Origin of the sequence: Roseovarius sp. 217, from assembly GCF_000152845.1 — a bacterium.
Lineage (GTDB): Bacteria > Pseudomonadota > Alphaproteobacteria > Rhodobacterales > Rhodobacteraceae > Roseovarius.
Map to the genome: position 1 here is coordinate 21,518 of NZ_CH902587.1, position 21,130 is coordinate 42,647.

Annotated in this window: 21 protein-coding genes; 6 read left to right on the top strand and 15 right to left on the bottom strand. The window is 62.0% G+C overall.

Annotated features, from left to right (window positions below; genetic code table 11):
- Nucleotides 1-678 precede the first annotated feature (678 nt).
- From ROS217_RS22315 to ROS217_RS22325, 3 genes are read left to right on the top strand one after another with little or no spacing between them, the layout of a single operon-like run.
- Nucleotides 679-1,260 carry a helix-turn-helix domain-containing protein gene (locus tag ROS217_RS22315; protein ID WP_009820221.1) on the top strand — a complete coding sequence of 194 codons (582 nt, stop codon included), beginning with the start codon at nt 679-681 and terminating at the stop codon, nt 1,258-1,260.
- On the top strand, nt 1,247-3,580 hold the full coding sequence (locus ROS217_RS22320; RefSeq protein ID WP_009820222.1) for a relaxase/mobilization nuclease domain-containing protein: 2,334 nt from the start codon (nt 1,247-1,249) through the stop codon (nt 3,578-3,580). Before ROS217_RS22315 ends, ROS217_RS22320 begins: the two co-directional genes overlap by 14 nt.
- An 8-nt stretch (nt 3,581-3,588) precedes the next feature.
- A complete protein-coding gene (locus ROS217_RS22325; RefSeq protein WP_009820223.1) occupies nt 3,589-5,589 on the top strand; it encodes a type IV secretory system conjugative DNA transfer family protein in 2,001 nt (666 codons plus the stop codon).
- Between the two features lie 155 nt (nt 5,590-5,744).
- Here ROS217_RS22325 and ROS217_RS22330 read toward each other — a convergent pair whose 3' ends face one another.
- The gene (locus tag ROS217_RS22330) at nt 5,745-6,251 is read right to left on the bottom strand and encodes a hypothetical protein (RefSeq protein ID WP_009815557.1); all 507 of its coding nucleotides are present in this window, start codon (nt 6,249-6,251) and stop codon (nt 5,745-5,747) included.
- Nucleotides 6,248-7,456 (bottom strand): XRE family transcriptional regulator, encoded by a 1,209-nt coding sequence (locus ROS217_RS22335; RefSeq protein ID WP_254656520.1) that lies wholly within the window; start codon nt 7,454-7,456, stop codon nt 6,248-6,250. The genes ROS217_RS22330 and ROS217_RS22335 overlap by 4 nt, the downstream gene beginning before the upstream one ends.
- On the opposite strand from ROS217_RS22335, the gene ROS217_RS22340 reads away from it, so the two are divergent.
- Genes ROS217_RS22340 through ROS217_RS22350 form a run of 3 tightly spaced genes read left to right on the top strand, consistent with a single transcriptional unit; the run spans nt 7,436 to nt 9,908 of the window.
- Nucleotides 7,436-7,660 (top strand): DUF2188 domain-containing protein, encoded by a 225-nt coding sequence (locus ROS217_RS22340; RefSeq protein WP_009815559.1) that lies wholly within the window; start codon nt 7,436-7,438, stop codon nt 7,658-7,660. The two genes, ROS217_RS22335 and ROS217_RS22340, sit on opposite strands and share 21 nt — an antisense overlap.
- A 26-nt stretch (nt 7,661-7,686) precedes the next feature.
- Nucleotides 7,687-8,712, top strand: a complete 1,026-nt coding sequence (locus tag ROS217_RS22345; protein WP_233486458.1) for a CBASS cGAMP-activated phospholipase — start codon at nt 7,687-7,689, stop codon at nt 8,710-8,712.
- Nucleotides 8,709-9,908 carry a nucleotidyltransferase domain-containing protein gene (locus ROS217_RS22350; RefSeq protein WP_009815561.1) on the top strand — a complete coding sequence of 400 codons (1,200 nt, stop codon included), beginning with the start codon at nt 8,709-8,711 and terminating at the stop codon, nt 9,906-9,908. The genes ROS217_RS22345 and ROS217_RS22350 overlap by 4 nt, the downstream gene beginning before the upstream one ends.
- A gap of 609 nt (nt 9,909-10,517) precedes the next feature.
- Here ROS217_RS22350 and ROS217_RS22360 read toward each other — a convergent pair.
- From ROS217_RS22360 to ROS217_RS22415, 13 genes are read right to left on the bottom strand one after another with little or no spacing between them, the layout of a single operon-like run.
- On the bottom strand, nt 10,518-11,597 hold the full coding sequence (locus ROS217_RS22360; protein WP_009815563.1) for a type IV secretion system protein: 1,080 nt from the start codon (nt 11,595-11,597) through the stop codon (nt 10,518-10,520).
- A 6-nt stretch (nt 11,598-11,603) separates the two neighbouring features.
- The gene (locus ROS217_RS22365; protein ID WP_009820226.1) at nt 11,604-12,008 is read right to left on the bottom strand and encodes a hypothetical protein; all 405 of its coding nucleotides are present in this window, start codon (nt 12,006-12,008) and stop codon (nt 11,604-11,606) included.
- Nucleotides 12,005-12,193 (bottom strand): hypothetical protein, encoded by a 189-nt coding sequence (locus tag ROS217_RS22370; protein WP_009820227.1) that lies wholly within the window; start codon nt 12,191-12,193, stop codon nt 12,005-12,007. Before ROS217_RS22370 ends, ROS217_RS22365 begins: the two co-directional genes overlap by 4 nt.
- Complete coding sequence (locus tag ROS217_RS22375) at nt 12,190-13,176, bottom strand: ATPase, T2SS/T4P/T4SS family (RefSeq protein WP_009820228.1); 987 nt, start codon at nt 13,174-13,176, stop codon at nt 12,190-12,192. The genes ROS217_RS22370 and ROS217_RS22375 overlap by 4 nt, the downstream gene beginning before the upstream one ends.
- Nucleotides 13,177-13,180: 4 nt before the next feature.
- Nucleotides 13,181-14,560: a TrbI/VirB10 family protein gene (locus ROS217_RS22380; protein WP_009820229.1), complete on the bottom strand. Its 1,380-nt coding sequence runs from the start codon at nt 14,558-14,560 to the stop codon at nt 13,181-13,183.
- Nucleotides 14,557-15,255, bottom strand: coding sequence for a TrbG/VirB9 family P-type conjugative transfer protein (locus ROS217_RS22385; RefSeq protein ID WP_040652254.1), 699 nt, complete (start codon nt 15,253-15,255; stop codon nt 14,557-14,559). Before ROS217_RS22385 ends, ROS217_RS22380 begins: the two co-directional genes overlap by 4 nt.
- A 2-nt stretch (nt 15,256-15,257) precedes the next feature.
- On the bottom strand, nt 15,258-15,911 hold the full coding sequence (locus ROS217_RS22390) for a virB8 family protein (protein WP_009820231.1): 654 nt from the start codon (nt 15,909-15,911) through the stop codon (nt 15,258-15,260).
- A 17-nt stretch (nt 15,912-15,928) separates the two neighbouring features.
- A complete protein-coding gene (locus ROS217_RS22395; protein ID WP_009820232.1) occupies nt 15,929-16,738 on the bottom strand; it encodes a type IV secretion system protein in 810 nt (269 codons plus the stop codon).
- Nucleotides 16,738-17,826 (bottom strand): transglycosylase SLT domain-containing protein, encoded by a 1,089-nt coding sequence (locus ROS217_RS22400; RefSeq protein WP_040652307.1) that lies wholly within the window; start codon nt 17,824-17,826, stop codon nt 16,738-16,740. Before ROS217_RS22400 ends, ROS217_RS22395 begins: the two co-directional genes overlap by 1 nt.
- A gap of 55 nt (nt 17,827-17,881) precedes the next feature.
- Nucleotides 17,882-18,151: a hypothetical protein gene (locus ROS217_RS23820; protein ID WP_083781623.1), complete on the bottom strand. Its 270-nt coding sequence runs from the start codon at nt 18,149-18,151 to the stop codon at nt 17,882-17,884.
- Nucleotides 18,148-20,523: a type IV secretion system DNA-binding domain-containing protein gene (locus ROS217_RS22405; RefSeq protein WP_009820234.1), complete on the bottom strand. Its 2,376-nt coding sequence runs from the start codon at nt 20,521-20,523 to the stop codon at nt 18,148-18,150. The genes ROS217_RS23820 and ROS217_RS22405 overlap by 4 nt, the downstream gene beginning before the upstream one ends.
- Nucleotides 20,513-20,791, bottom strand: coding sequence for a type IV secretion system protein VirB3 (locus ROS217_RS22410; RefSeq protein WP_009820235.1), 279 nt, complete (start codon nt 20,789-20,791; stop codon nt 20,513-20,515). Before ROS217_RS22410 ends, ROS217_RS22405 begins: the two co-directional genes overlap by 11 nt.
- Nucleotides 20,784-21,068, bottom strand: a complete 285-nt coding sequence (locus ROS217_RS22415) for a TrbC/VirB2 family protein (RefSeq protein ID WP_040652309.1) — start codon at nt 21,066-21,068, stop codon at nt 20,784-20,786. Before ROS217_RS22415 ends, ROS217_RS22410 begins: the two co-directional genes overlap by 8 nt.
- Nucleotides 21,069-21,130 lie beyond the last annotated feature (62 nt).

Sequence of the window (21,130 nt, forward strand, 5' to 3'; positions counted from 1 at the left end):
TCCGCAACACCCGCAACGGGGACGGCTCGGAGTTCTTTAGCCTCAAGCTCGACTTCCCGGTCGCGGTCTCGGAGCTGGTGATGTTCCCGCCGAGCGCGAAAGATCCCCAGGACTGAATCCTCTGACGAAGATGGGCCGCCCCAGGACGATCTTGGGGCGGCCCTGTCCCTGTTCCAGGGATGCCGGTTCCGGCGCGGGTGATCGCCGACAGCGACGTCCCCTTGGTGCCGGTCCTTGCGCTCTCAAAGGACGATCGCCGCTCGCAATAGTCTGGCCGCGACAGACCGGCCAGTCAGCCTCAAGGGGGCCATCCACAAAAACCTATCGGCCAGGGCCTCCCGGTTTTTGCGGCAGAGATTTGGGGGCCCAAATCTGGCCCTCCTTGACCCTGCCTGTCCGCCCTGTCGGTGGGGTTTGCGCCCGCCCGCGGTTCCGTCCGAACACGTGGTGTTCGGGCAGACCTTCGGGCGGGGCTGGTGGACGGGACCCCTAGGACAGGTGGGTCGCCCGGTGGTGAGGGCGGCAGAGCCGCGTCCCTGCGGGCCGCGGCGTGAAGCGGACACCAAGGCTGCCTGAGACTGAATGCGACGTAAGTATATAATTGACAGATTGTTATATTATCGTAATGTAGGGGCAGCCTTGGTGGAAGGTGGCAGGAAATAGGGGGTCTTTCTTCGCATGTCGCGCTCAAAACGTCTCTCAGATGCGGAACGCATGGAGATCGTTCGCGAAGCTGCGGAAGGCGTTTCCACTTCAGTGCTAGCGGAACGGTTTGGCGTGTCGGTGCGGGCGATTCAGTACACGCTCAAAGCTGATGCCGAGCGCCAGACGGATGCCGCAATTCCGGTCTCAGCGGTCAGTGTAAAGGTCACGGCTGCGGAGCTCGCGGCGCTCGACGAGGTGCTGGCAGAGGCCGGGATCGAGAGCCGTGCCGAGGGGCTCAGGCGGCTCATTCAGGCGGCAGGCGGGGTGTTCGTTCCGGACGCGCAGATGGCGGCCGAAATGGCGCGCTACCGCGCCTCTCTGCACGAGGTCGGTAATGGGGTCGCGCAGATCGCCAAGCAGATGACGCAGGCCAACCGGCAGGGGCAGGGGGCTGGCCCGGAGTTCACCGAATTGCGCCTTGCGCAGATGCGCGGGCTGGCGCGGTTCATTCTGGATTCCGCTGACGAGATCGATCTGCTCCTGCGCCGCCGTCGGGACGCAATGCAGCTGCAGGCCACGGCAGCCTTGAGGGAGTTTGCCCATGCGGCTGAATGATGCCGTCCATGCCGTCACGGGCGAGGTCTTCCGGGATGGCTGGAGCCGCGTTCGGGGCTCGATGCAAGGGCTGCACGTGGCCAAGCAGAGCCAGCTTGTGCGCGCGGCTGCGGGGCATCGGCCAGCGGTCTTCAAGGCGATCCGGGGCGGGGGTACGCATACCAAATCGCAGCTCGCAAACCAGCTCGACTACCTCACAACCAAGTCCACCCATATCGTGGACAGTAGCGGGTTCCTGGATGGCAAGTCCAAGCTCGAGGCGGGTGACATCAAGGATCTGACCGAGCGCTTTGCCAAACGGTGGGATGCGGGCTTCAAGCCCAAGCTCGGACAGACCACCCATATGCTCATGTCCTTCCCCATCGGCACGCGGGGCGAGGATGTGCGCGACATCGCAACGGACGTGGCCGAGCGGTTCTTCCAGACCGATGCGGGGCATTTCGACTACATCATCGCGGTGCATGAGGACCGCGATCATCCCCATGCGCATCTGGTGCTGAACCGCCGCTCGCAGGAGGGCGAGTTCTTCTTCTTGGGGCGCAACCATCGCTTCAACTATGACGACTTCCGCCTCGCCATGGTCGAGGAGGCTGAGAAGTACGGCGTGCGCCTCGAGGCCACGCGCCGGGTGGATCGCGGCGTCGTGCATTACCCCGCCCGCACCAGCGAAGTTTATGCCGCGAAAGAAGAGGGTCGCGCGCCCCGCGAGCGCGAACGCGTGGGGCAGGACCTGACGCGGACGCTGGCGGAGATCGCCAACACCAGAACCGTCTACCATTCGCTGGCCGCGGAGGCTTCGCGCGAGGCCCGCGAGGATATTGCCGCGGCACTCTTCCGCGCGGGCGAGGTGCTGGCGCGCGGCGGGCAGGTGGACCGAACAGGAGATGTTTATATGGCCGAAGATCAAAGTTTCGAGGATCTGAGAAGCCTCTATGCGGAGAAGCTCGCGCGGGTGCAGGGCATGATCGCCGAGAAGCCCGATGCCGAGCGGCCCGCGCTCGAGAAAAGCCTCACCGCCATCCAGGCGCAGGTCCAGCACATGCAGCCCTTGGGGCTGCGCTCGGGCTCGCTCTCAGACGCGCCCTCGGAGGGTGGAATCTATTCTGAGGCCAATATCGACGCCAGCCAGCGCGAGCGTCTGGCAGAGCCCGACCTGAGATCGCGCATTGACGCGGCACTACGGGGCACCGGGATCAGCACATCGGAAGTGGTGGCCCGGATCGAGACCGGCGCCTCAAATGCAGCGCTCGAGCATCAATGGATCGCAGACGATCTCTCAAAGGTGGCCGAGGCGCGGGATCTGAATCTCGAGCGCCGCGCCGATCTGGAACAGGCCCGCGACATTCTCAACGATGTGCATGTCGCGCTCGGCACGCTGCTGGAACGCGAACAGGTGCTGCGCCGGGATGGCGTCATGGAAGCGGAACCGATCAGCGAGCGGTTCCATTATCACGGGGACGCGGTGCGGGCGATGGAAGGGACAATCCGTCAGGAGATGCGCGCAGACGGCCTGACAGCGCAGCAGGTGGAGGACCGGGACTGGGAGGTTGTCTCAAGGGCGGAGCGCCGGATCGAGACGGAGCAGCGCGCGTATCTCGAGGCACGCCCGGACCTGCTCGCACGTCCTGGCGATGTGATCGACCGGTCTGAACCCTACAGGGAGACCATCACCGATGCGGCCCGCGCCAGCGAGATCACCCGAGAAGTCGACCGGATCATGGAGGGACGCGACGTCCGCACGCCCGTTGCAGATGCTGTCACGGATGACTTGCGCGCGCGCTATCCGGACATGCCGTCCCACCTTGCCCGTGGGCTCGGTGCGACCTATGCGGCCGTCGTCGAGATACGGGACACGGAGGTCATCAATCAGGTCCGCCGCGAAAACGAGATGCGCGACGGGCTTGGGTCTGGCACGCGCGACGACATCCTCGCGACCCGCGATGAAACTGCGCCGCAGTCTGACCGTGCCGACCGCCTTGCAGACGAGATTACGCGTGTCCTGGAGCATGAGCGGGCGGGGGAGTTGTCCGCGCCCTTCGAGACCGAGGCGGAGCGGGACGCATTTCGCGACGAGATCGCGCGGGTGCTGGATGACCGCCAACTCGACCGGCTCACATCTGGCGATGCCGATGCGCTGGAGAAGGTTCTCGAGGACCGCCTCGACCGGCTCTATGTCGCCAAGGTCTATCTGCAATCCGATGCCGCGACGGCCAACACGGAGGGCTTGCGCCAGGTGGTCGATGATCTTGCCGACACCGAATACGAAAAACACCGCGCGACAGACGTGGATGGAGAGACCGAGCGGGGTCAGGTCCATTGAGCGCCTCCATGGGAAAGGCGCGGATCGCCACGGGCGTCCTGCTTGTGACGCTGGTGACCGGGGCCATGGGCTATACCATCGCCTCGGCGGTGCTGACCTACCAGGATCTCGGGTTTGGGGCCGAGATCGACTTTGCCTATATCGCGCAGAACTATCTGGCGATCCTGGACCGCCGCCCGGAGGACGCGCAACTTATTCACCTGATCATCGGCAGCTTCGCCGCCGCCGGCCTCATGCTGAGCCTCGCCCTCTCGGGGTCCGCCCTGACACGCTTTGGCCAGACCCATTGGCAGAGCGCGCGCGAGATGAAGGCCAATGGGTTCTTCGGGGCGCCCGGCACCGGGTTCATCCTCGGCAAGCTGGGGCCGCCGGGCTCCCGCGCCAGCTACATCTGCTCCAAGGTCTTCCCCCATGCGCTGATCGTGGCGCCCACGGGCCGCGGCAAGACCACGGGCTTCGTCATTCCGAACCTGTTGACCTGGAAAGGCTCCGCCGTGACGCTCGATGTGAAGGGCGAGTGTTTCGAGGCCACGGCCCGGCACCGCGCAGCTCAAGGCGACAAGGTCTATCGCTTTGCCCCCACCGATTGGGAGGGCAAGCGCACGCATCGCTACAACCCGCTCCTGCGTATCTTCGAGCTGAAAGATCCCGCGCGCCAACAGATGGAATTACAGCTTCTGGCGACGCTCTTCCTGCAAAGCGACAATGACCGGGTGCAGGGCCTGCTCAAAGGCGGGATCGATCTCTTCGTGGCGGCAGGTCTGCTGGCGTTCCAGCGCAAGCGCCCCACCTTGGGCGAGATCTATCGCATCGCGGCCTCCGGAGGGAACAAGCAGAAGGAATACTTCGCGCGGGGCCATGAGGTCGACAACAGGGCCGCCAAGCTGATCTTCACCCGGCTGGCCTCAACCAACAACGACACGCTGACCTCATACGTCTCGCTCCTGATGACCTCGGGGCTCGATCAATGGCAGAACCCGGCCATCGACGAGGCGACGGCGGTCTCGGACTTTGATTTCCGGACGATCCGCAAGAAGCCCTTTTCGGTCTATCTCGTGGTCCAGCCGCTGATGGTAAAGCCACTCGCACCGCTGATCCGGCTGTTTTTCTCCGATCTCCTCTCCGCCATGCAGGAAAAGGACCCGGGGCCGGATGAGCCCTGGCCCGTAATGATCATGCTCGACGAGTTCAATCGCCTCGGAAAAATGCCGATCGTGGTCGAGAGCATCGAGACGCTGCGGACCTATCGTGGTCACCTCGCTGTGGTCACCCAAACCATTCCCGCCCTCGATGAAATCTACGGCGAGAACACCCGGCGCGCCCTGCAGGGCAATGCCGGCGTGAAGCTCTACCTGACGCCCTCGGATGAGAAAACCGTCGAGGAGCTCAGCAAGGCTGTCGGAAAGACCACAAAGACCGTCATCACGCGGTCCCAGTCCATCGGCAAGAACCCCTTCGAGGGCCGCAGCCAATCCACGCGGACTGAAGAGAGCTCGTTGTTGCCTGAAGATGAAGCGCGCCGCCTACCGCTCGATGAGATCGTCATGGTGATCGACGCGCAAATGCCGGTCCGAGCCAAACGGATCCAGTATTTTGATGATCGGCTGTTCCGCGCGATCCACGCGGCACAGACGGGCGAGTTGCCGTTTCCGGAGCCGGGGGGAGGGGGGCCGCAGGGCAATCTCCCGTTGAGCGTGCGCGCCATGCCGATGACTCCGCCTTCGAACGGACCAGGTGGGTCTGACGCCGTTGTGGAGACCGCACACCAAGATGCTGGCAGCCAAACGTCAAAGCAAACCGACGTCGCTCCAAAAAAGACCGCGCCTGTCGTTCAAACCGTTATCGCCGAGGAACAGCGCCAGATGGAGATGGATTTTGGAAGCCAGGTCGCCGATGCAGAGGCAGCGAGCGTAGCTGATGAGGCGCAGATGCGCTCTGCAGTCGATGGCTTGGAGGACATGGAAGCGATGCTGCGAGAGGAGGATGGTGAAAGGCTGGTTGCGCGATAGGGTGGCGGGCATGGCGACCTGCGCGTAGCTTCCGTAACGCTGAATGTCACAAACGATACTTTTTGACGCCGAAAAAAGGGGCTGGTTTGCATGACCGTTCGATCTTTCGCTCGGAACGTCGTGGGCAGGGTCCAGCCATCTCCACCTTGTTCAGATTATGCCCCGAGACGGCGCAGCCGCTTGTCGATCTCGGCGGGGGGTAGGAAGACCGCCTCATCCGCCCGCCAGATTTGCAGGGCGGAGACAAGAAGCCCGACATCGCAGGCTTCGGCGGCGTGCAGCTCGTCGATGATCCAGAGGACGCCATGAACGCGCACCGCGCGAGCGGTGGCGACCTTGCGTAGAAGGTTGTCGCCGGTCAGGAGGATGCCGTTTTCCTGGCAGGTTGTCGTCACGAGGGCGAAGCAATCATTGGCCGACAGGCGGCTATGTTCCCGCTTTAGAGCGAAAACCCGCGCGACTTCTTCCCCCGGCAGATCGTAGGTGGCGAGGCCACCGTCTTCGAGCATCCGCCATTCCTGCGCCGTGAAATCGAGCAGCTCCTCCTCACGGATGGGCAGGGGCACGATGAAGCGATAGGGCAGCCGCAGCAGGACGTGCAGCAACTCTCCCTTCTTCAAGTCGATCAGACAGGACGCATCATTGACGACAACACAGGTCACTGGTCACGAGGCCCCCTGATGTCGCGTTCGACAACGCTCAAGGGGAGCCCGAGCATCTGCGCCGCCCGCACGGGGGAAATCATCTCCTCGCCGAGCGCGCGCCAGACGAGGCGCTCGAAGCGCTGCGGCTTCTCGAAGGCCGCAAAGCCCTCGCCTGGACCGATAGGCTCCGGCTCCTCGCGCCGCCAGCTTCGCGCATAGGTCTTGAACGCATATTCCACAGCGCTCTTCGACAGGATGCCCACCTGGCCGAGCCGCACGAGCATCGCGGCGGCGGAGACGCCATAGGTGCGCTTGAGCCGCATGATCTCTATCCAGGTCATGCCGTGACGGTTTCGGCCAGCTTCCTCTTCCAGATGCTCACGCGGAATGAGGAACGCCCCCGCGAAGCGGTGCATCGAGGGCTCCTTTTTCAGTGCGGCATTGCCGGTTTCGGTGATGATCCGGTGCGCGAGTTCGTGGGCGAGGTTGAAGCGCTTGCGTTCGACATTGGTGTGCCGCGAGACGACGATCACCTCAGTCGGTGCGCCCTCCGCCCGTTCGACATGACAGGCCAGCCCGTTGATGCGTTCCGGGAGATCGGCCTCGATGACCTTGAGTCCCTTGTCTTCGAGCAGGGCGGTCATACTCGGGATCGGGTCGATCCCAAGCTGCCACTCGCGCCGCACGTCCCGCGCCTTGGAGTCGATGGCCTCTTCATCGGCCACCATGTCCACGCGCAGCGCGGCGAAGGGGTCTTCAGCGGGGTGCATATCGAGGATGTCCTCGATGGCGAGATAGTCTTCGAGCTTCTCGATGACGATGGATTCCGCCATCGCGCGATCCTGCGCCGAGGCGGTCGAGTTCTTTCGCCACTCGACGCTTTCCAGAGCTTCGACCTGACCGCCGAGCAGGAAGTCCAGTGACACGCCGAGCGCCTTGCCGAGGCCGACCAGCACCGACGAGGACGGCATCATCTTGTCCGCCTCGTATTTGCTGATGGCCTGCGCTGACACGCTTGGGGTTACGCGCTCCGCGAGCGCTTGCATGGATAGACCCGCCCGCTTGCGGGCAAGCCTGAGTCTTTGTCCGAACATGATCCTCTCCCGGCGGTTATTGTTGTGGTTGATAAACGCCATTTCTTCCTGTATATTTAAACACAAGGTTGTCGCATCGTCAACCGAAATCGACACGTGAGGCTTGAAATGTCTAAGAAAAATCAGCATGTTGTGCCGCATGAAAGCGGTTGGGCAGTGAAGGGGGCGGGTAACTCCCGCGCGTCTTCCGTCCACGGCACGCAGCGCGAGGCCATCACGGCCGCGCGGGAATCCGCCATTCGTCAGGGCAGCGAGATGCTGATCCACGGCGAGAACGGTCGCATCCGCGAGCGCAACACCTATGGCAAGGACCCGTATCCGCCGAAAGGCTGAAGAGCATAAGCGGAATGGATGTCAGGATGAGCAACGGTGGGAACAACAGGCAGATACGTCGCATCCTCTCCATCGACGGGGGCGGGATTAAGGGCACGATGCCCGCTGCATTCCTCGCGGGGCTCGAGGAAGATCTGGGCCAGCCCATTGGGCGCTATTTCGATCTCATCGCGGGCACATCGACGGGTGGCATCATCGCACTCGGCCTTGGCCTCGGCCGCACGGCAAAGGAACTGCTCGAGCTTTACGAGCGTCGCGGGCCTGTCATCTTCGGTCAGGACAATGCGGATGATGAACCGCTGGGGAGGATACGGCAGGCATGGCGCACCCTCACCGCCACAGGTCGGCACGTAGTCGGTCCAAAGCACGATGCGGCAATTCTTGCCCGTGAACTCAAGGCCGTTCTCAACAACGATCTGATCGGGCAATCACAGACCCGGTTGGTGATCCCGGCGTGGGATGCCGATCTCCGCAGCCCTTATATCTACAAGACCGCGCATCACACACGCCTGCAAACCGATTATCGCAAGACTGCGCTTGATGCCGCCCTGGCTACGGCAGCGGCACCTACGTATTTCAAGCGACATCGCACTGCTGATGATATTGGCCTGACCGATGGCGGGACATGGGCCAACAATCCCACAGCCATTGCTGTCGTCGAAGCCATCACTCTTCTGGGGTGGCATCCGTCAGACCTGCGCATTCTGAGCCTGGGGTGTCTGGACGAAGTCTACATGCTGCCCGAAAGTCCAGGGTTTGCCGGACTCGGCCTCAAAGTCCTCAACCTTTACGCGGATGGGCAATCACATGGCGCCCTCGGCATGGCAAAACTTCTGACGGGACACCCTTACGATGGGGATCGCATCTACCGCATTTCGCCGTCTGTCCCGAGCGGGTTTTTTACCTTGGATGACACCACGAAGATCGGCCGCCTCAAGGGCCTCGGTATGTCAGAAGCCCGAAAAGCAAAGCCCCACCTGACCCCGATCTTTTTCACCCAGCCTGCCGATACCTTCGTGCCGGTCTATCAACTCAAGGAGAAAGCGGCATGAATCAGATGTTGCGACAGCCGCTGACCGACAGTGATATTCGGCGGCGCACGCAGATATTCACCATCCTGGACGAGATAGGCGAGGATCTGGACCTCACCGAAACCCAGTTTGATCGTGCGCGCCAGAGCTATGGTGCCGTCGGAGACTGGCTGTCCGGTTCAACTGATCCCCTACTCGTCAGTGTTCTGGTCTATCTCCAAGGGTCCAGTGCGCTTGGAACGGCCGTGAAGCCAATCGGGCGGCGGGAATTCGATGTCGATCTGATCTGCTTTTGTGCAGGTATCGCGTCCGGCATCTCACCAGCGACCCTGAAGGCGGCGGTTGGAAACCGGCTCAAGGAACACGCCACCTATGTGCGCCTTCTCGAAGAAAAAAAGCGTTGTTGGCGTCTCAACTATGCGGGGGACTTCCACCTCGACCTATCCCCGACGATAGCAAACCCGGTCTGCGGCAACCGGGGCGAATTGGTGCCCGACCGGGCTCTGAAGGAATGGCATCCGACAAACCCGCGGGCCTACAAGACCCTGTTCGATGAGCGCGCCGCACTCCGGCCTACCTTTGTGGGCAAGTTTATCGCCATGCAGCGGGACGAGGCGACGGTGGAGCCGTTCCCCGTCCGAGAAGCAGTGAAAGGCATCCTGCGCCGCATCGTGCAATTGCTCAAACGGCACCGCGACGTTTTTTATCAGAACAACACGCAAGACGTGGCCCCGATTTCCGTTATCATTACCACCCTTGCGATGCAGTCCTATGCCTATTGCGTGCGCAACCACGTCTTCCATGACGAAATGGATCTGTTGGTCGAAACGATCCGGATGATGCCGCACTTCATCGACCGCCCCATTCTGGACGGACGGCGGGGCTATGCCATCCTGAACGAGACAACCAACGGGGAAAACTTCGCCGACAATTGGAACAAGGATGAACGCCGGGCACCAGCATTCTATGCGTGGCACGCACAAGCTCTGTCCGACTTTGAAGTCCTTCGCGATGCTGTTGGTCAGGACCGTGTGTCATTGAACATGGAGCGTTCGTTCGGTTCCGGTGTCACCGGACGGGTTCTCGGCAACCGCGTCAATGCGGTGTCGGATGGTCGCAAATCGGGTCTGCTTTCTGTCGCACCTGTGGTCGGGCTGACGACATCGAAGGTCGCAGCATCAACGACCGTGCCCACAAATACGTTCTTCGGTGATTGATGATAGGACGAGGCGGGCAATACGACCTGACCCTGTCGCAGCAGCTGCTGTTCCTGAAGGCAAGCCCGGCTATCAGTGGTGTGGGGCAGGTCCGCGCAAACAAATTGACATGGCAAGAGCCTATACAACCGACCGCCTTGGCGCGCTCCTACCTTGCCACTATCACGCTTCAGCCGGGTCAAACGCCCGGTGTTCAGATAGACGACCCGGATCTGGAGTTGCTGGCGGCAGGGCGTCCTTTGCCTCACGTCTACAGAGATCCGCTGCGCCTTTGTCTTTATCTTCCAGGTGCCAGGGAATGGGACGCGCGGAAGCGGATCGACCAAACCATCATTCCGTGGACTTACCTTTGGCTCTATTATTTCGAAGATTGGCTTTGGTCAGACGACTGGAAAGGTGAAGGGCAACACCCCGGCGAAGAGCCTGAGCCAGTTGGCAATCGGGCGATGCGCAGGGCCGTGGCACGGTGCTAAAATTGTCGATTCCGCCTGTGGCAGAAACGGTCGTGTTTGGCCACGTGCCTTGTGTCGCGAGGGATCAACCGTTTAGCAATGACAAAAACCCGCGGCGAAACCTTTGCAGTTTTGGCAAGTTTTTGGCACCTGGCTGTCACCGCCTGCCCAACCTACCAAGTCTCGAAAGCTGTGCCAGCATTCGGGCGCCTGTTCCGGTTGCGTCACCCGGACGAGCCGCAGTTGGCCCTCCAGCAGTATTTGGCCGGCTCGGCAAGGCTTGCACGCCGAAGAATTGTCGCGCTCGAAGGGCTGCGTATTCAGCCCCAGTTGCGCCACCGATGGCATAGCGATTGTAAACTTGTTGGCTACCTGCAAGCCCTCTGGCGAAGGCATAGCTTCCCCCGAACCCGGCTGAGAGTGCTGGCATCATGATGTTTCCGGAAATCGCCCGAACCAAGAAAGGCGTTGCTATGATGAAACCCTTTGCCATCAGCACCATCATGAAAAATGGGATAAGGGCCCCTATGTTCGAGGCTCCCTCCGGGTCGCCAAGCTCGGCAAGAAGCGCCCGAGAGACCCCCGTGATCGTCGCGAACACTCCGGCGACGACGATCGGATACATCGCGAATGAAATGAGCGCGGATAACCAGCGCGCGAAATAATCCTTGGTCACCTCGAACAGGGTCAAGAAGATCATCACTGGCGCAATGCCAATTAGCAGAGCGATCATGAGCCGGGACGCCACAACAATGAACGCCGCCAACCCGCCAAGAATCGAGAGCAGCAGAACCCCAAGTGTGTCAAGCAAGGCACCCGCCATCCAGTTCAGCTCAGATCCCGCAGCATTCAGATAGTCCCCGAGCGCTGCAATCAGTTCGTCAAATTCCTCTGCAAAGGTACCGGACGGACCAGGTGATCCGCCGCCGACAGAAGCCACAAGTGCCCCGGCAATGCTGTCAATTCCGTTCAGTATTGCTGAGGCAAGCGCATTGAACTGGACCCAGTTGGCCGCGAAGACCCCTATAAGTCCGACCTTCACGGCCAGCCAAAAGGCAGTTCGGCCGTCCATGGCGCGATACTGGTAGATCATGTTGATGAAGACCAGAATGACAACTAGTGTTGTGCCCAGAACCAGCAACGTGCCGACCGTTGCTGCGACCGCACCAAACTGAGTTTCGGCAGCGGTATCTAGATACCCTTCGGACGTTTCCACGAAGTAGGTGACGACACTCATGGAGACCTACCAGTTGCCAGCTGCTACGCAGATTGGCATGGCGGCGCGGCGCAGTTCATTTGCCTGTCGTCGGTATTCGGACGTCGCTTCGACAACGTCCCAGTATTTAGATGAAGCATAGCGCTCTGTGTAGAAGCGTACGGCGTCCTCCCAAGTTGGATACCGTGTGGGACAGTCGCAGTTTTGCGAGTCTACGACGCGCTCCATGCTTTGAGCCCGATATATCTGTTGGATCAAAAGGCGCTTATAGGATTCGCGCACATTGATGTTCTGCATCCACTTCGGCTCAGGTGGCTGGTCTGGGCAAACATTTGGGTGGTTGTCGAGCGTCGGGATCAGGTTCCGCTCGGCTACGCCAGCAGTTGTGCCAAAGATCAAGAGCAGGCCAGCGACTGCAATAGCCCGTGTCATTCCGATGCCGCCTTCATTGTACCAGTCTCACGCTTCAAGAAAGTGGTGTAGCCGTAGTCGCCGGCTTCGGCGGTGATAACCTCCCACCCTTCCGCGCCGCGCTCATTCAAAGCACGTCGCACCTCGTCGTAGTCCTTTTGCTTCTTCACCGGAAAGAACAGGATGTCATATTCAAAGGTTTTCATGGGGAAGTTCCAATCTCAGTTGCGCCGGGGAGGTAGAATTCGGTGATGCCGCGTTTGCCGTCATGGCGACCGGCCTGGATGATCACGTCAATGGAATTTTCGATGTACTGGATCATGTCGGCATAGGTCATCGGGATTTCGGTCTTGAGTGCAGCGATCGCGAGCCGCTGCACGGCCAATTGCGGGGTTTCGGCATGCAGCGTGGTCATGGACCCGCCATGGCCGGTGTTGATGGCTTCCAGAAAGGTCATGGCCTCCTTGCCGCGCACCTCGCCCAGGATGATCCGATCGGGGCGCATGCGGAGCGTCGCAGTGAGAAGCACATCGGCGGTTTGGAACTCCGCGTCGCGATTGGCGATGAGGGTCACGGCATTGGGCTGGGTCGGCAGAAGCTCGGCGGCTTCTTCGATGGTGACGATGCGTTCCTCGGTCGGAACGTGCGAGAGGATCTTGCGCGCGGCCACGGTCTTGCCGGTGGAGGTGCCGCCCGAGACGATCATGTTGAGCTTGTTTTCGACGCAGAAGGCCAGCGCATCATCGATCACGCCCGCAGCCACCACCGAACGCAAGGCGCGTTTCTTTTCCACGCGCAGATCTTCGAGCTTGCGTTCCTTGCCGTAGAGAAAATCGAGCGCAATGCCCTCGAGTGGCAGGCTTGAGAAGAACCGGAGGCTGATCGACATGGCCGAGAGCACTGCGGGCGGGGTGATGACCTGTGCGCGGATCGGGCGACCCTTGTAGGTGATCGAGACCGAGACGATGGGCCGGTCCTTGCTCATGGTGGTGTTGGCGGAGGAGGCGATCTGGTTGCCGAGATCCTTCACTTCTGTCGCGGTCAGCGTTTGATCCAGCGCCCGCATGAAATGATCGCCCTGGAATTCGCCCCAGCAGGTGCCATCAGGGTTGATGCAGATCTCGATGACATCGTCGCGGGCGGCGGCGTCGATCCGGTCGAGCGAGGTTTCAAGATAGCTCAGCGACATGGGCTCAGAATATCTCCAGATCGCGGTCGACCATGACAGTGACGCGCGCGCCCTGGTCGACATAGATGACGGGGCCGATGGAGAGGTAATCGCCTATGACGCTGTCCGTGGCATCTGCCAGATCATCGCCAACGTCTTCGAGAGCGTCGGCGGCAGTCTCATCCTGGACCTCGGAGGCGGCGGCACTTGGTGTGGCGGAAATCAGCGAGATCAGGGCGGCCGACCCGAAACGCTCGGCGAAGCGTGTGTCCACGAAACCGGTGACGCCAGAACGGCCCAGTTCATCACCTCCGAAGGAGCTGATCTGGACGGTCTGGTTGTCGGGCAGGATGATCCGGTCCCAGGCGATCGTGACGCGGCGCTGCGCGATATCGACGCCAGCGCGGTAGCGCCCGACGAGACGGGATCCGCGCGGGATCAGGAGGCGCGCGCCATCGACGCTGTAGACATCTTCGGACACTACGGCACGGGTCTGGCCGGGCAGGGAGCTGTCGAGGGCAGTTTCCATGACGGCTTGGATCATGGTGCCCTGGATGATGGTGTTGGAGGGATTGGCGATCACCTCGGCCTGCGTCACGGTGGAGGGCAACGCCCCGTTCAGCACGAAATCCGTCACCTCGCCAAAAGTGCGTTCGGTCAGAGCCGTTTCATTCGCTCCGGAGGCACCGCCAAAGGCGATGGTCGGTGAGGCGATGCGCCGCTCCTGGAAGGCGCGTTCCTCCGCGGCGCGGCGCTCCAGCTCGGCCATGCGCCGGGCTTCTTCCTCGCGGCGCAGTCGCTCTTGCTCGCGTGCGCGCAGCTCGTCTTCCGAGGGCCCGGCTGGGGCGGGTTGCGGGCGATTGGCTTCGAGTTGGACCAGCTCCAGATCCATGCGCAATTGCTCGAGGCTGCGATCCCGCGCCGTCAGTTCATCTTGGAAGCGCTGCTGTGCGGCTTCCGATGCAGCTTGCAGCGCAGCGATCTGAGCGGTCAGCGCGTCGATCGCCTCTGCGGCGGCCGTGTCTTCCTCGACGACCGGTTCGGGAGCGTTGCGCAATTCTTCGATCTGGGCCTGCAGGGCGGTGATCTGCGCCAGAAGCTCGGCATTGGGCTCGACCGGATCGGGTGCGACGAACACCACCTCGGGCTCGGGCGGGGGCAAGGTCTCGATGGTGCCAAAGCCGTCCCCCTCGTTTTGGAAGACGTCCGGGGTGGCCGTCGGCAAGGCTTCCTCTTCGTCGGGCTGTGAGAGGAGATAAAGCAGGGCACCACCGGCGCCGATGACGAGGACCACGATCAGCGCGAGAATGGGCGACCGGCGCTGCGCCGCTATGGGGGCGCGGGCACTGCCTTTCTCAAGGGCGGCGAGGCGCTTTTCCAGCTCAGTGTTCTCCGTATCGCTCATGAGGCGGCCTCCGCGGGCGCGATCGCCTCGATGCAGACCACCTCTTCGCCAAGTCGCAGGACCCATTGGCGGTTCACGCCGCTGACTCGGATCACGCCGTCCTCAGGGGTTTGCGTGTTGACCGTGCGTTCACGGCCGCCCGCGTAGCGGAAGATCGCTGGCACAGGTGCGTTTCTTGGAAAGGCGAAATACGTGAACGTCCCGTCATCCCAGACCCGCGTTGGCGTGAACTCGGTCCGCGCGCTGGCGCCGTAATTGTAGTTCGGTGCTTGGGCGGCGATGGCCCGGGCCGGGCGCGCAGCGTCGTCAGGGTAGCGGAACTGCACCACGTAGAAGGTCGGGCTGCGGACCTCCTCGACGTTGAAATAGTAGCTGCGCCTGTTGGTATAGACCGTCACATTGGTATGGACACCACGCGCCACGGGCTTGATCGCGAAGGCCTGGCCGCCCGGCACGCCGTCGATCTCGAAACCCTCCGTGTCGCCTGCGATGATCGAGCGGATGCTTTCACCTTCGCCGAACTCGATGGTGGTCACATGGGTGAGCGAGACATTGAGACGATAGACCTGGCCGTCCTGGTAAGTGGCCAAGCGTACCCGGTTGTCATTGGGGCCGCCGCGCGGAATGGCCTCTGCTGCGACCAGAGCCGGGAGCGCTGCAGTAATGAGCAAAACGACTAATCGAGCGAGAGACAAATTCAATTCTCCAATCTGTCGGAGCGGATGGAATATTCGAGCACGGTGAACCCAAACGGGTTGGTCCAGACCTCATCGATGGACCGGCGGGTCTCGGGACGGAACTCGAAGAGAAGCGTGGCGGTGAAGAGCCCGGTCTGGGCACCGTTGATAGATGTCAGTCGCTTGCGCAGGCGCACGGTGGCGCGGTTGGTACCGATCCGGTTGATGCTGAGGATTTCCACGTCGAGCCGGGCATTGGGGCCATAGACGGTCGGCGGATAGTTCTCATTTGCGCTGTTCCAGATCTGGCGCAGCCCGCTCTCGGCGGCCCCGTCCGAGCGGCGCAGGACGCTGCGAATGCGCAGATCGTTGTCGAGCTGGTTATAGACCTCTCGATCGGTCACATAGCGGAAGACTTCTGCCTCGATGATCGCCTGGTTGGCGGTCACCGAGGTCGCGCCCACCGAGGCCTCGGGCAGGGCAAAACCAGTGGCGGGATCGTAGGGAACAACGACGGGGGGCGGGTCGACATCGAGGATCGAGACAGTCGCGGCGCTCAGACAGCCGATGATGCCGAAGACAAGGCCCATCAGGCCAAGGCGTTGCCAGAGCCGTTCGCGGCGCAGCGCGCCATAGACCAGTTCTTCTTCGATGATTTCTTGTTCAGTCGCCACCCGTCATGCCCCCACGATCAGTCTGCCCGCAGCTCGGGCAGCGTGAAATCCATGAACCGCTGCTCTTCGGCGATGGTGGCGGCATCGATCACGCCGCCGGTGCCATCGCCCACGGTCTGGATGGCTTCGAGCTGCCACATGGCGACCAGCGCAATTGCGAGCTCCGCGGTCACGCGCGTGTTGAGATCGATGCTTTCCTTGAGTTCGTCCATGTCGTCGATGAGCCCGACAAGGCGGTCTACCCGCTCGAGCGATTGGCCGGCATCCTCATAGCTGTTCTGGGCCGCCGCCGAGACAAGGGCACCGGTGGTGGCCTGCGTCGCCACGCGGTTGGCCCCGGGATTGCCGCTCGTGGCCATTTCCGAGAGGGTGTCGTCGTCAAATCCGAGATCGGCCAGCACCCGATCCATCTGGGTTTCGATTTCGCCTGCGCCGGAGCCCGAGAGGCCCGAGAAATCCCCAGTCTTGATCGCCTCAATCGTGGCGAGGATGTCCCCGAACTCCTGGTCGAGCAGGCCATTGAGTTCGTCTTCCATCTCGGTGCGGATGATTTCTGGAAGCTCGGCAAGGCGGGTCAGCGCTTCATAGGTTCTTTGCAGCTCCGCGAGTTGGTCCGTGAGAAGGCCGAGCTGTTCACGGAGCTGCGTCAGCTGCTCGTTCTGCAGGATCTCGTCTTCGATCATCTGCCGGAGCTGCTGGATGTTTTGCGCGATGTTCTGGGTGTCGACGACGGGCACGCCTTGCGCGAGGGCAGGGGATAGGGCGCCAAGATGCAGACCGATCCCAAGTGTCGTGGCCAAAGCTGTCCTCAAGAGCAGATGTCCCATCATTCAATCTCCCTAATCGTAAATTCCATGAACGCGCCCTCGGCCATGCGGGCGCTGGCCTGCGCCAATTCTTCTGCGCTCAGGACACGCGTCCGAGCCGCCTGAAGCCGGATGCGGGCGGCGACCAACCGCACGAGTTCGGCGCGGGCATAGGTGTTGAGTGCGATGCTTTCTTGCACGTCTTCAGTTTCGGAAATCCGTTCGACGATATCCGCAATACGCAGGGCGGCTTGCCTGATCGCGGCGGGCGAGTTGTTGCCATAGAAGGCGGCACCGTGCCCGGTGATTGAGAGGTTGGCATTGGCCAGAAGCGCGGGGTCGATCGTGCCAAGCGCTTCGATCCCGCCGATACGGCTCAGATAGAGATTGTAGCGTTCAGGGATGACCGACACGTAGTGCTGGGTCTCGCGGAAGGGTGGCACGCCGCCATACTCGAAAACCCGGCCGGGTCCGGCGTTATAGGCCGCGAGGGCGTTGATGATGTTGCCATCGAATGTGTTGAGCTGGGTCGCGAGATAGCGCGCGCCGCCATGCACCTGAAGGTAGGGGCTGTCGAAATATTCCGGGTTTATGCCCAGATCGCTGGCCGTGCCCGGCATGATCTGGGTGAGGCCATAGGCGCCGACGGGAGACCGTGCCCCAATCGTAAACCGGCTTTCCTGCCAGATCAGCGCTTGCAGCAGCGCGCGCCACTGGACGGGGGAGAGCCCTGCGCGGCCAACACCCGCAAAGCCGCTGGTCTCTTGAGCCACGCGGATGATGAGCTGCTCGATGGTCTCAGACGCGTCGCCGAACATCTGCGCACCGCCGGGATTGGGGTCGATGTCGGCATTGCCATAGACCGCCTCGACTGACCGGGCCGGATCCCCGCTGCCGCTTTCCAGCCCCGAGACCATAGCCGGCAGGCCCTGACCGCCGAAGCTGGTCTGGGCATCGAGGATGCGTTGCAGGGTTTCAAGCTGCTCCCGTTCGATCTCGGCGATGAGTTCGCGCACGGCAAGCTTGTCGGCCTGAACAGCCAAGTCTGCTTCGCGGTCGCCGGTCTCGACGATGTCGCGCGCGGTCAGCCCACTGTCATTGGTCGGCACGCCTTGGGCGATGCCGAGACCGGGCAGCAGGCAAAGTGCCAGGATATGAGGCAGGCTAGACTTCAATGTCGCCCTCCGGCGCATCTAGAGGCGTAAAGGTGCAATCAGGCGCGTCGGGTGCCGTGGACGCGAGGAATGTGAAGCAGTTCGCCTGCGGTTCCTGGTACTGGGCGCAGGAGGCCAGCGCGCCGAGCGCAGCCAAAGCCAACAATTTGGCGTTTCGAGATTGTCTTGAATCGTTTGTTCGCTGCCTCTCGCTTCGCTCGAACGCGAAAAACGATGCAGGATTTATTGGTGAAATCTCGAAACGCCATATACGGATCATGAAAGCCTCCAGAAGTCCGGGCGGTCGCGGTAATCGGCGCCGACAAGCGCTTCGCCCTTTTCCATGCCGCCAAGGATCGTGAGATTGGGCCCGAGAGCACTGAGATCGGCATCGACCACGATCGAGCCCTGATCGTCGCGGAACAGCGCCAAACGGCTGTTGCTGCCCGTGTTGAGAAGGACGTCGAGCTCCTTCTCCGTGAGGTTCAGCATGGCGTAGTCCGCAGGCTGCGCGCGGATATTGGGCAGCAGGATCTGCGTCGGAACGGCTTCGACGATGGTCTTGCCGGTCCGGGTGCGCTCGAGCTGGCTTGCGTATTGCGTCATCATCACGGCAACCGTGTTCTGCTTGCGCGCGGTCACCAGCCAGTTCGACAGTCGCTCGGCGAAATACGCGTTGTCGAGGGCCTTCCAGGCCTCGTCGATCACGATGATGGTGGGGCGGCGATCCTCGATCTCGCGTTCGACCCGGCGGAAAAGATAGGAGAGAACCGCCATCCGCTCCTTGTCGGCCTCGCTGTCGAGAATGCCGGTCAGATCGAAGCCCACGACATCGCCTTTGAGTGAAAAAGTGTCCTCAAGGCTCTGCCCGAAGATCCAGCCATAGCGGCCGTCTTCGGTCCACTCGAGCAGGCGCTGTTGCAGATCGCCGCCATCATCGGTGGAAACAAAAAGCGATGCGAAATCCCGCCAGTTCCGCAGGGCCGGATTGGAGGCCTGCGCGTTCTGGCGCACTACTTCTTGGATGCGATTGGTCTGTGCCGGTGTGAGCGGCTTGTCGGCGCGGTAAAGAAGCGTGGCAAGCCAGTCCGAGAGCCAGGCGGTGCCGCGCGCATCGGTCTCTGTCCAGAGCGGGTTGAGACCCGTGGGCTGGCCGGCGTTCAGGGAGGCATAGCGCCCGCCATTCGCGCGGACCGCCATCTCCATACCAAGACGGTAATCGAAGATGAAGACCCGGGCGCCCGCGCGACGGGCCTGGGTCATCAGGAAGGCCGAAAGCACAGACTTACCTGACCCGGGCCGCCCCATGATCAGGGTATGGCCGCTGGTGGGTTCTTTGTCGGGCGAGCCTTGCTCGTGATAGGAAAACCGGTAGGCGCTCTGCTCCGGCGTGGGCAAATATGTGACGACCCGGCCCCATGGGGTTTTCGCGGCGGGTTTGCCGAGCTGTGTCCGGTGAAAGGCCGCAAAATCCGCGAAGTTGCGATTGGTGACGGCGCTGGCACGCACGCGCTTGGGCTGGTTGCCGGGATGCTGGCTGAGGTAATGGGCCTTTGCGGCGACCCGCTCACCGATCATCTTCACGCCTTCGGTCGCGGCGGCGTTCACGATCTCGGCGCTGAGGGTTTGCAGTTCTTCGAGCGTGTCGCAAAAGAGCGTCACGACCATGTGATGCTCGCCGAAGCTTTGGCGCTTGGCCTCGAGATCATCGGCGGCGATGTCGAGGGCTTGCATCAGCGAGAGAGCCGCGTCCTGGCTGGCCTGCATCTGGCGCTTTTGCCGCTTGATCCGGCCTGCCATGAGGTTCGAATTGATCGGTGTGAAAGAGTGAGTCACGATCATGTCGACCGGCAGGTTCAGCATGTCGAACATGGTGCAGGAGGTGCCTTCCGAGTATTCTCCGATGGTGAAGCTCTTGCCGTAGCGTTGGCCCACGACGCCCTCGGAAAGCTCGAAATGGTCACCGTGGAACGTTACGCGGGTATTGGCGACGTTGAAGGACAAAAAGCCGTAGGTGTTGGCCGGGTAGAGCGGCAGCTCGGTGCCCGTGTTCAGCGCGCCCAAGAATCCCACCAACTCTCCCGATCCGGCTGAGAGCATGCGCGGCTTGAGCTCTGCGAGGCCGGACAGGAAGACGTTCACGGCCTCACCGAGGCGCTGCAGGCGTTTGCGGGTCTCCTCCTTCAGTCGGTCCGGCGCGCTGCGGCTCAGGAACGGCAGGAGGCTTTTCGGGGGCGGGCGGTGAATGACGGTGAGCGTCAGCGTCTTGTCGCGGAGCCCGCTGGTCTCGAGTTTCGCGCGCCATCGCCGGTCCACCTCGCCCGCGAAGCTGTCCTCACGAATGGGGTCCAGTTCCGGTTTGACGGCCTTGGAGACCTTGTGGACGTAATAGCTGAATTCCGGCCCGAGCTGCGCGACGATGCGGGCAAAAAGTGCCGTCACCTTGTCGAGATAGGCATCGTCGGTCGTGTAGCTGTTGATCCCCTCGAGCCGGATGCACCGGAAGAGTTCGTTCACCCGGGTCCGCACGGTCTGGTCGTCGACGAGGCTCACATAGGGCAGCATATGCGCGAGGCGGGTCTCGCGCGCATACCAATCCGGCGTCATCGTGCGGAGGTCCAGCGGCTCGGTGCGGGGTTCATCACGGAGCATAGCTGTCCCCGCCATGGATGCTGCGGTTTCGCGTGGGTGGCGTTTCCTGCAGCGCCGTCATCATCACGTCGATAAAACGCGGGTCCCAATCCGCGGCCTTCCAAAGCACAGGGTAGAGCAGGACGGCGACAGCCAGCACTGCGATGTGCTGGACCCACACGAACAAGAGCACCGAGCCAAAGAGCCAGACCATCGCATACATGATTGGCAGGCCCAGAAGCTTGGGCGGGCGCACAAGCCCGAGGAAGAGAGGCGCGCGCTCAGCCACCGGCAAAGACCGCGGCAACGATGGTGGGGGCGGCCGCAACACCGGCGATCCCGACGAGAACCCAAAGCGCCTGGCGCAGGTCGATGATGTTGAAGAACCAGCTCAAGAAAACGCCGAGGACCGCGAGTGTGGCGATGACCACACCAAGAGGGCCGGTCAGCGCATCGACAATGCCCTGCAACAAGCTCTGGATCGGGGAGAGATCGATGCTCTGTGCAAGGACGGGCTCGGCAATCAGCAGGAATAGCGCCAGCGAGGCGACAAAGAGGTTTGAAATCCAACTTGTTTGGAAAAAGCGGAATCGCCAATGCACTGCCGCGCTGCGCGCTCTCGTGACAT

Excerpts from the sequence above, each read along its gene's own strand:
- ROS217_RS23820 (WP_083781623.1), bottom strand. The coding sequence starts at position 18,151 with ATGATCCGTATATGGCGTTTCGAGATTTCACCAATAAATCCTGCATCG.
- ROS217_RS22380 (WP_009820229.1), bottom strand. The coding sequence starts at position 14,560 with ATGAGCGATACGGAGAACACTGAGCTGGAAAAGCGCCTCGCCGCCCTT.
- ROS217_RS22405 (WP_009820234.1), bottom strand. The coding sequence starts at position 20,523 with ATGCTCCGTGATGAACCCCGCACCGAGCCGCTGGACCTCCGCACGATG.
- ROS217_RS22345 (WP_233486458.1), top strand. The coding sequence starts at position 7,687 with ATGAGCAACGGTGGGAACAACAGGCAGATACGTCGCATCCTCTCCATC.
- ROS217_RS22335 (WP_254656520.1), bottom strand. The coding sequence starts at position 7,456 with ATGCTGATTTTTCTTAGACATTTCAAGCCTCACGTGTCGATTTCGGTT.
- ROS217_RS22365 (WP_009820226.1), bottom strand. The coding sequence starts at position 12,008 with ATGACACGGGCTATTGCAGTCGCTGGCCTGCTCTTGATCTTTGGCACA.
- ROS217_RS22370 (WP_009820227.1), bottom strand. The coding sequence starts at position 12,193 with ATGAAAACCTTTGAATATGACATCCTGTTCTTTCCGGTGAAGAAGCAA.
- ROS217_RS22315 (WP_009820221.1), top strand. The coding sequence starts at position 679 with ATGTCGCGCTCAAAACGTCTCTCAGATGCGGAACGCATGGAGATCGTT.
- ROS217_RS22395 (WP_009820232.1), bottom strand. The coding sequence starts at position 16,738 with ATGGGACATCTGCTCTTGAGGACAGCTTTGGCCACGACACTTGGGATC.
- ROS217_RS22340 (WP_009815559.1), top strand. The coding sequence starts at position 7,436 with ATGTCTAAGAAAAATCAGCATGTTGTGCCGCATGAAAGCGGTTGGGCA.
- ROS217_RS22350 (WP_009815561.1), top strand. The coding sequence starts at position 8,709 with ATGAATCAGATGTTGCGACAGCCGCTGACCGACAGTGATATTCGGCGG.
- ROS217_RS22325 (WP_009820223.1), top strand. The coding sequence starts at position 3,589 with ATGGGAAAGGCGCGGATCGCCACGGGCGTCCTGCTTGTGACGCTGGTG.
- ROS217_RS22320 (WP_009820222.1), top strand. The coding sequence starts at position 1,247 with ATGCGGCTGAATGATGCCGTCCATGCCGTCACGGGCGAGGTCTTCCGG.
- ROS217_RS22360 (WP_009815563.1), bottom strand. The coding sequence starts at position 11,597 with ATGAGTGTCGTCACCTACTTCGTGGAAACGTCCGAAGGGTATCTAGAT.
- ROS217_RS22375 (WP_009820228.1), bottom strand. The coding sequence starts at position 13,176 with ATGTCGCTGAGCTATCTTGAAACCTCGCTCGACCGGATCGACGCCGCC.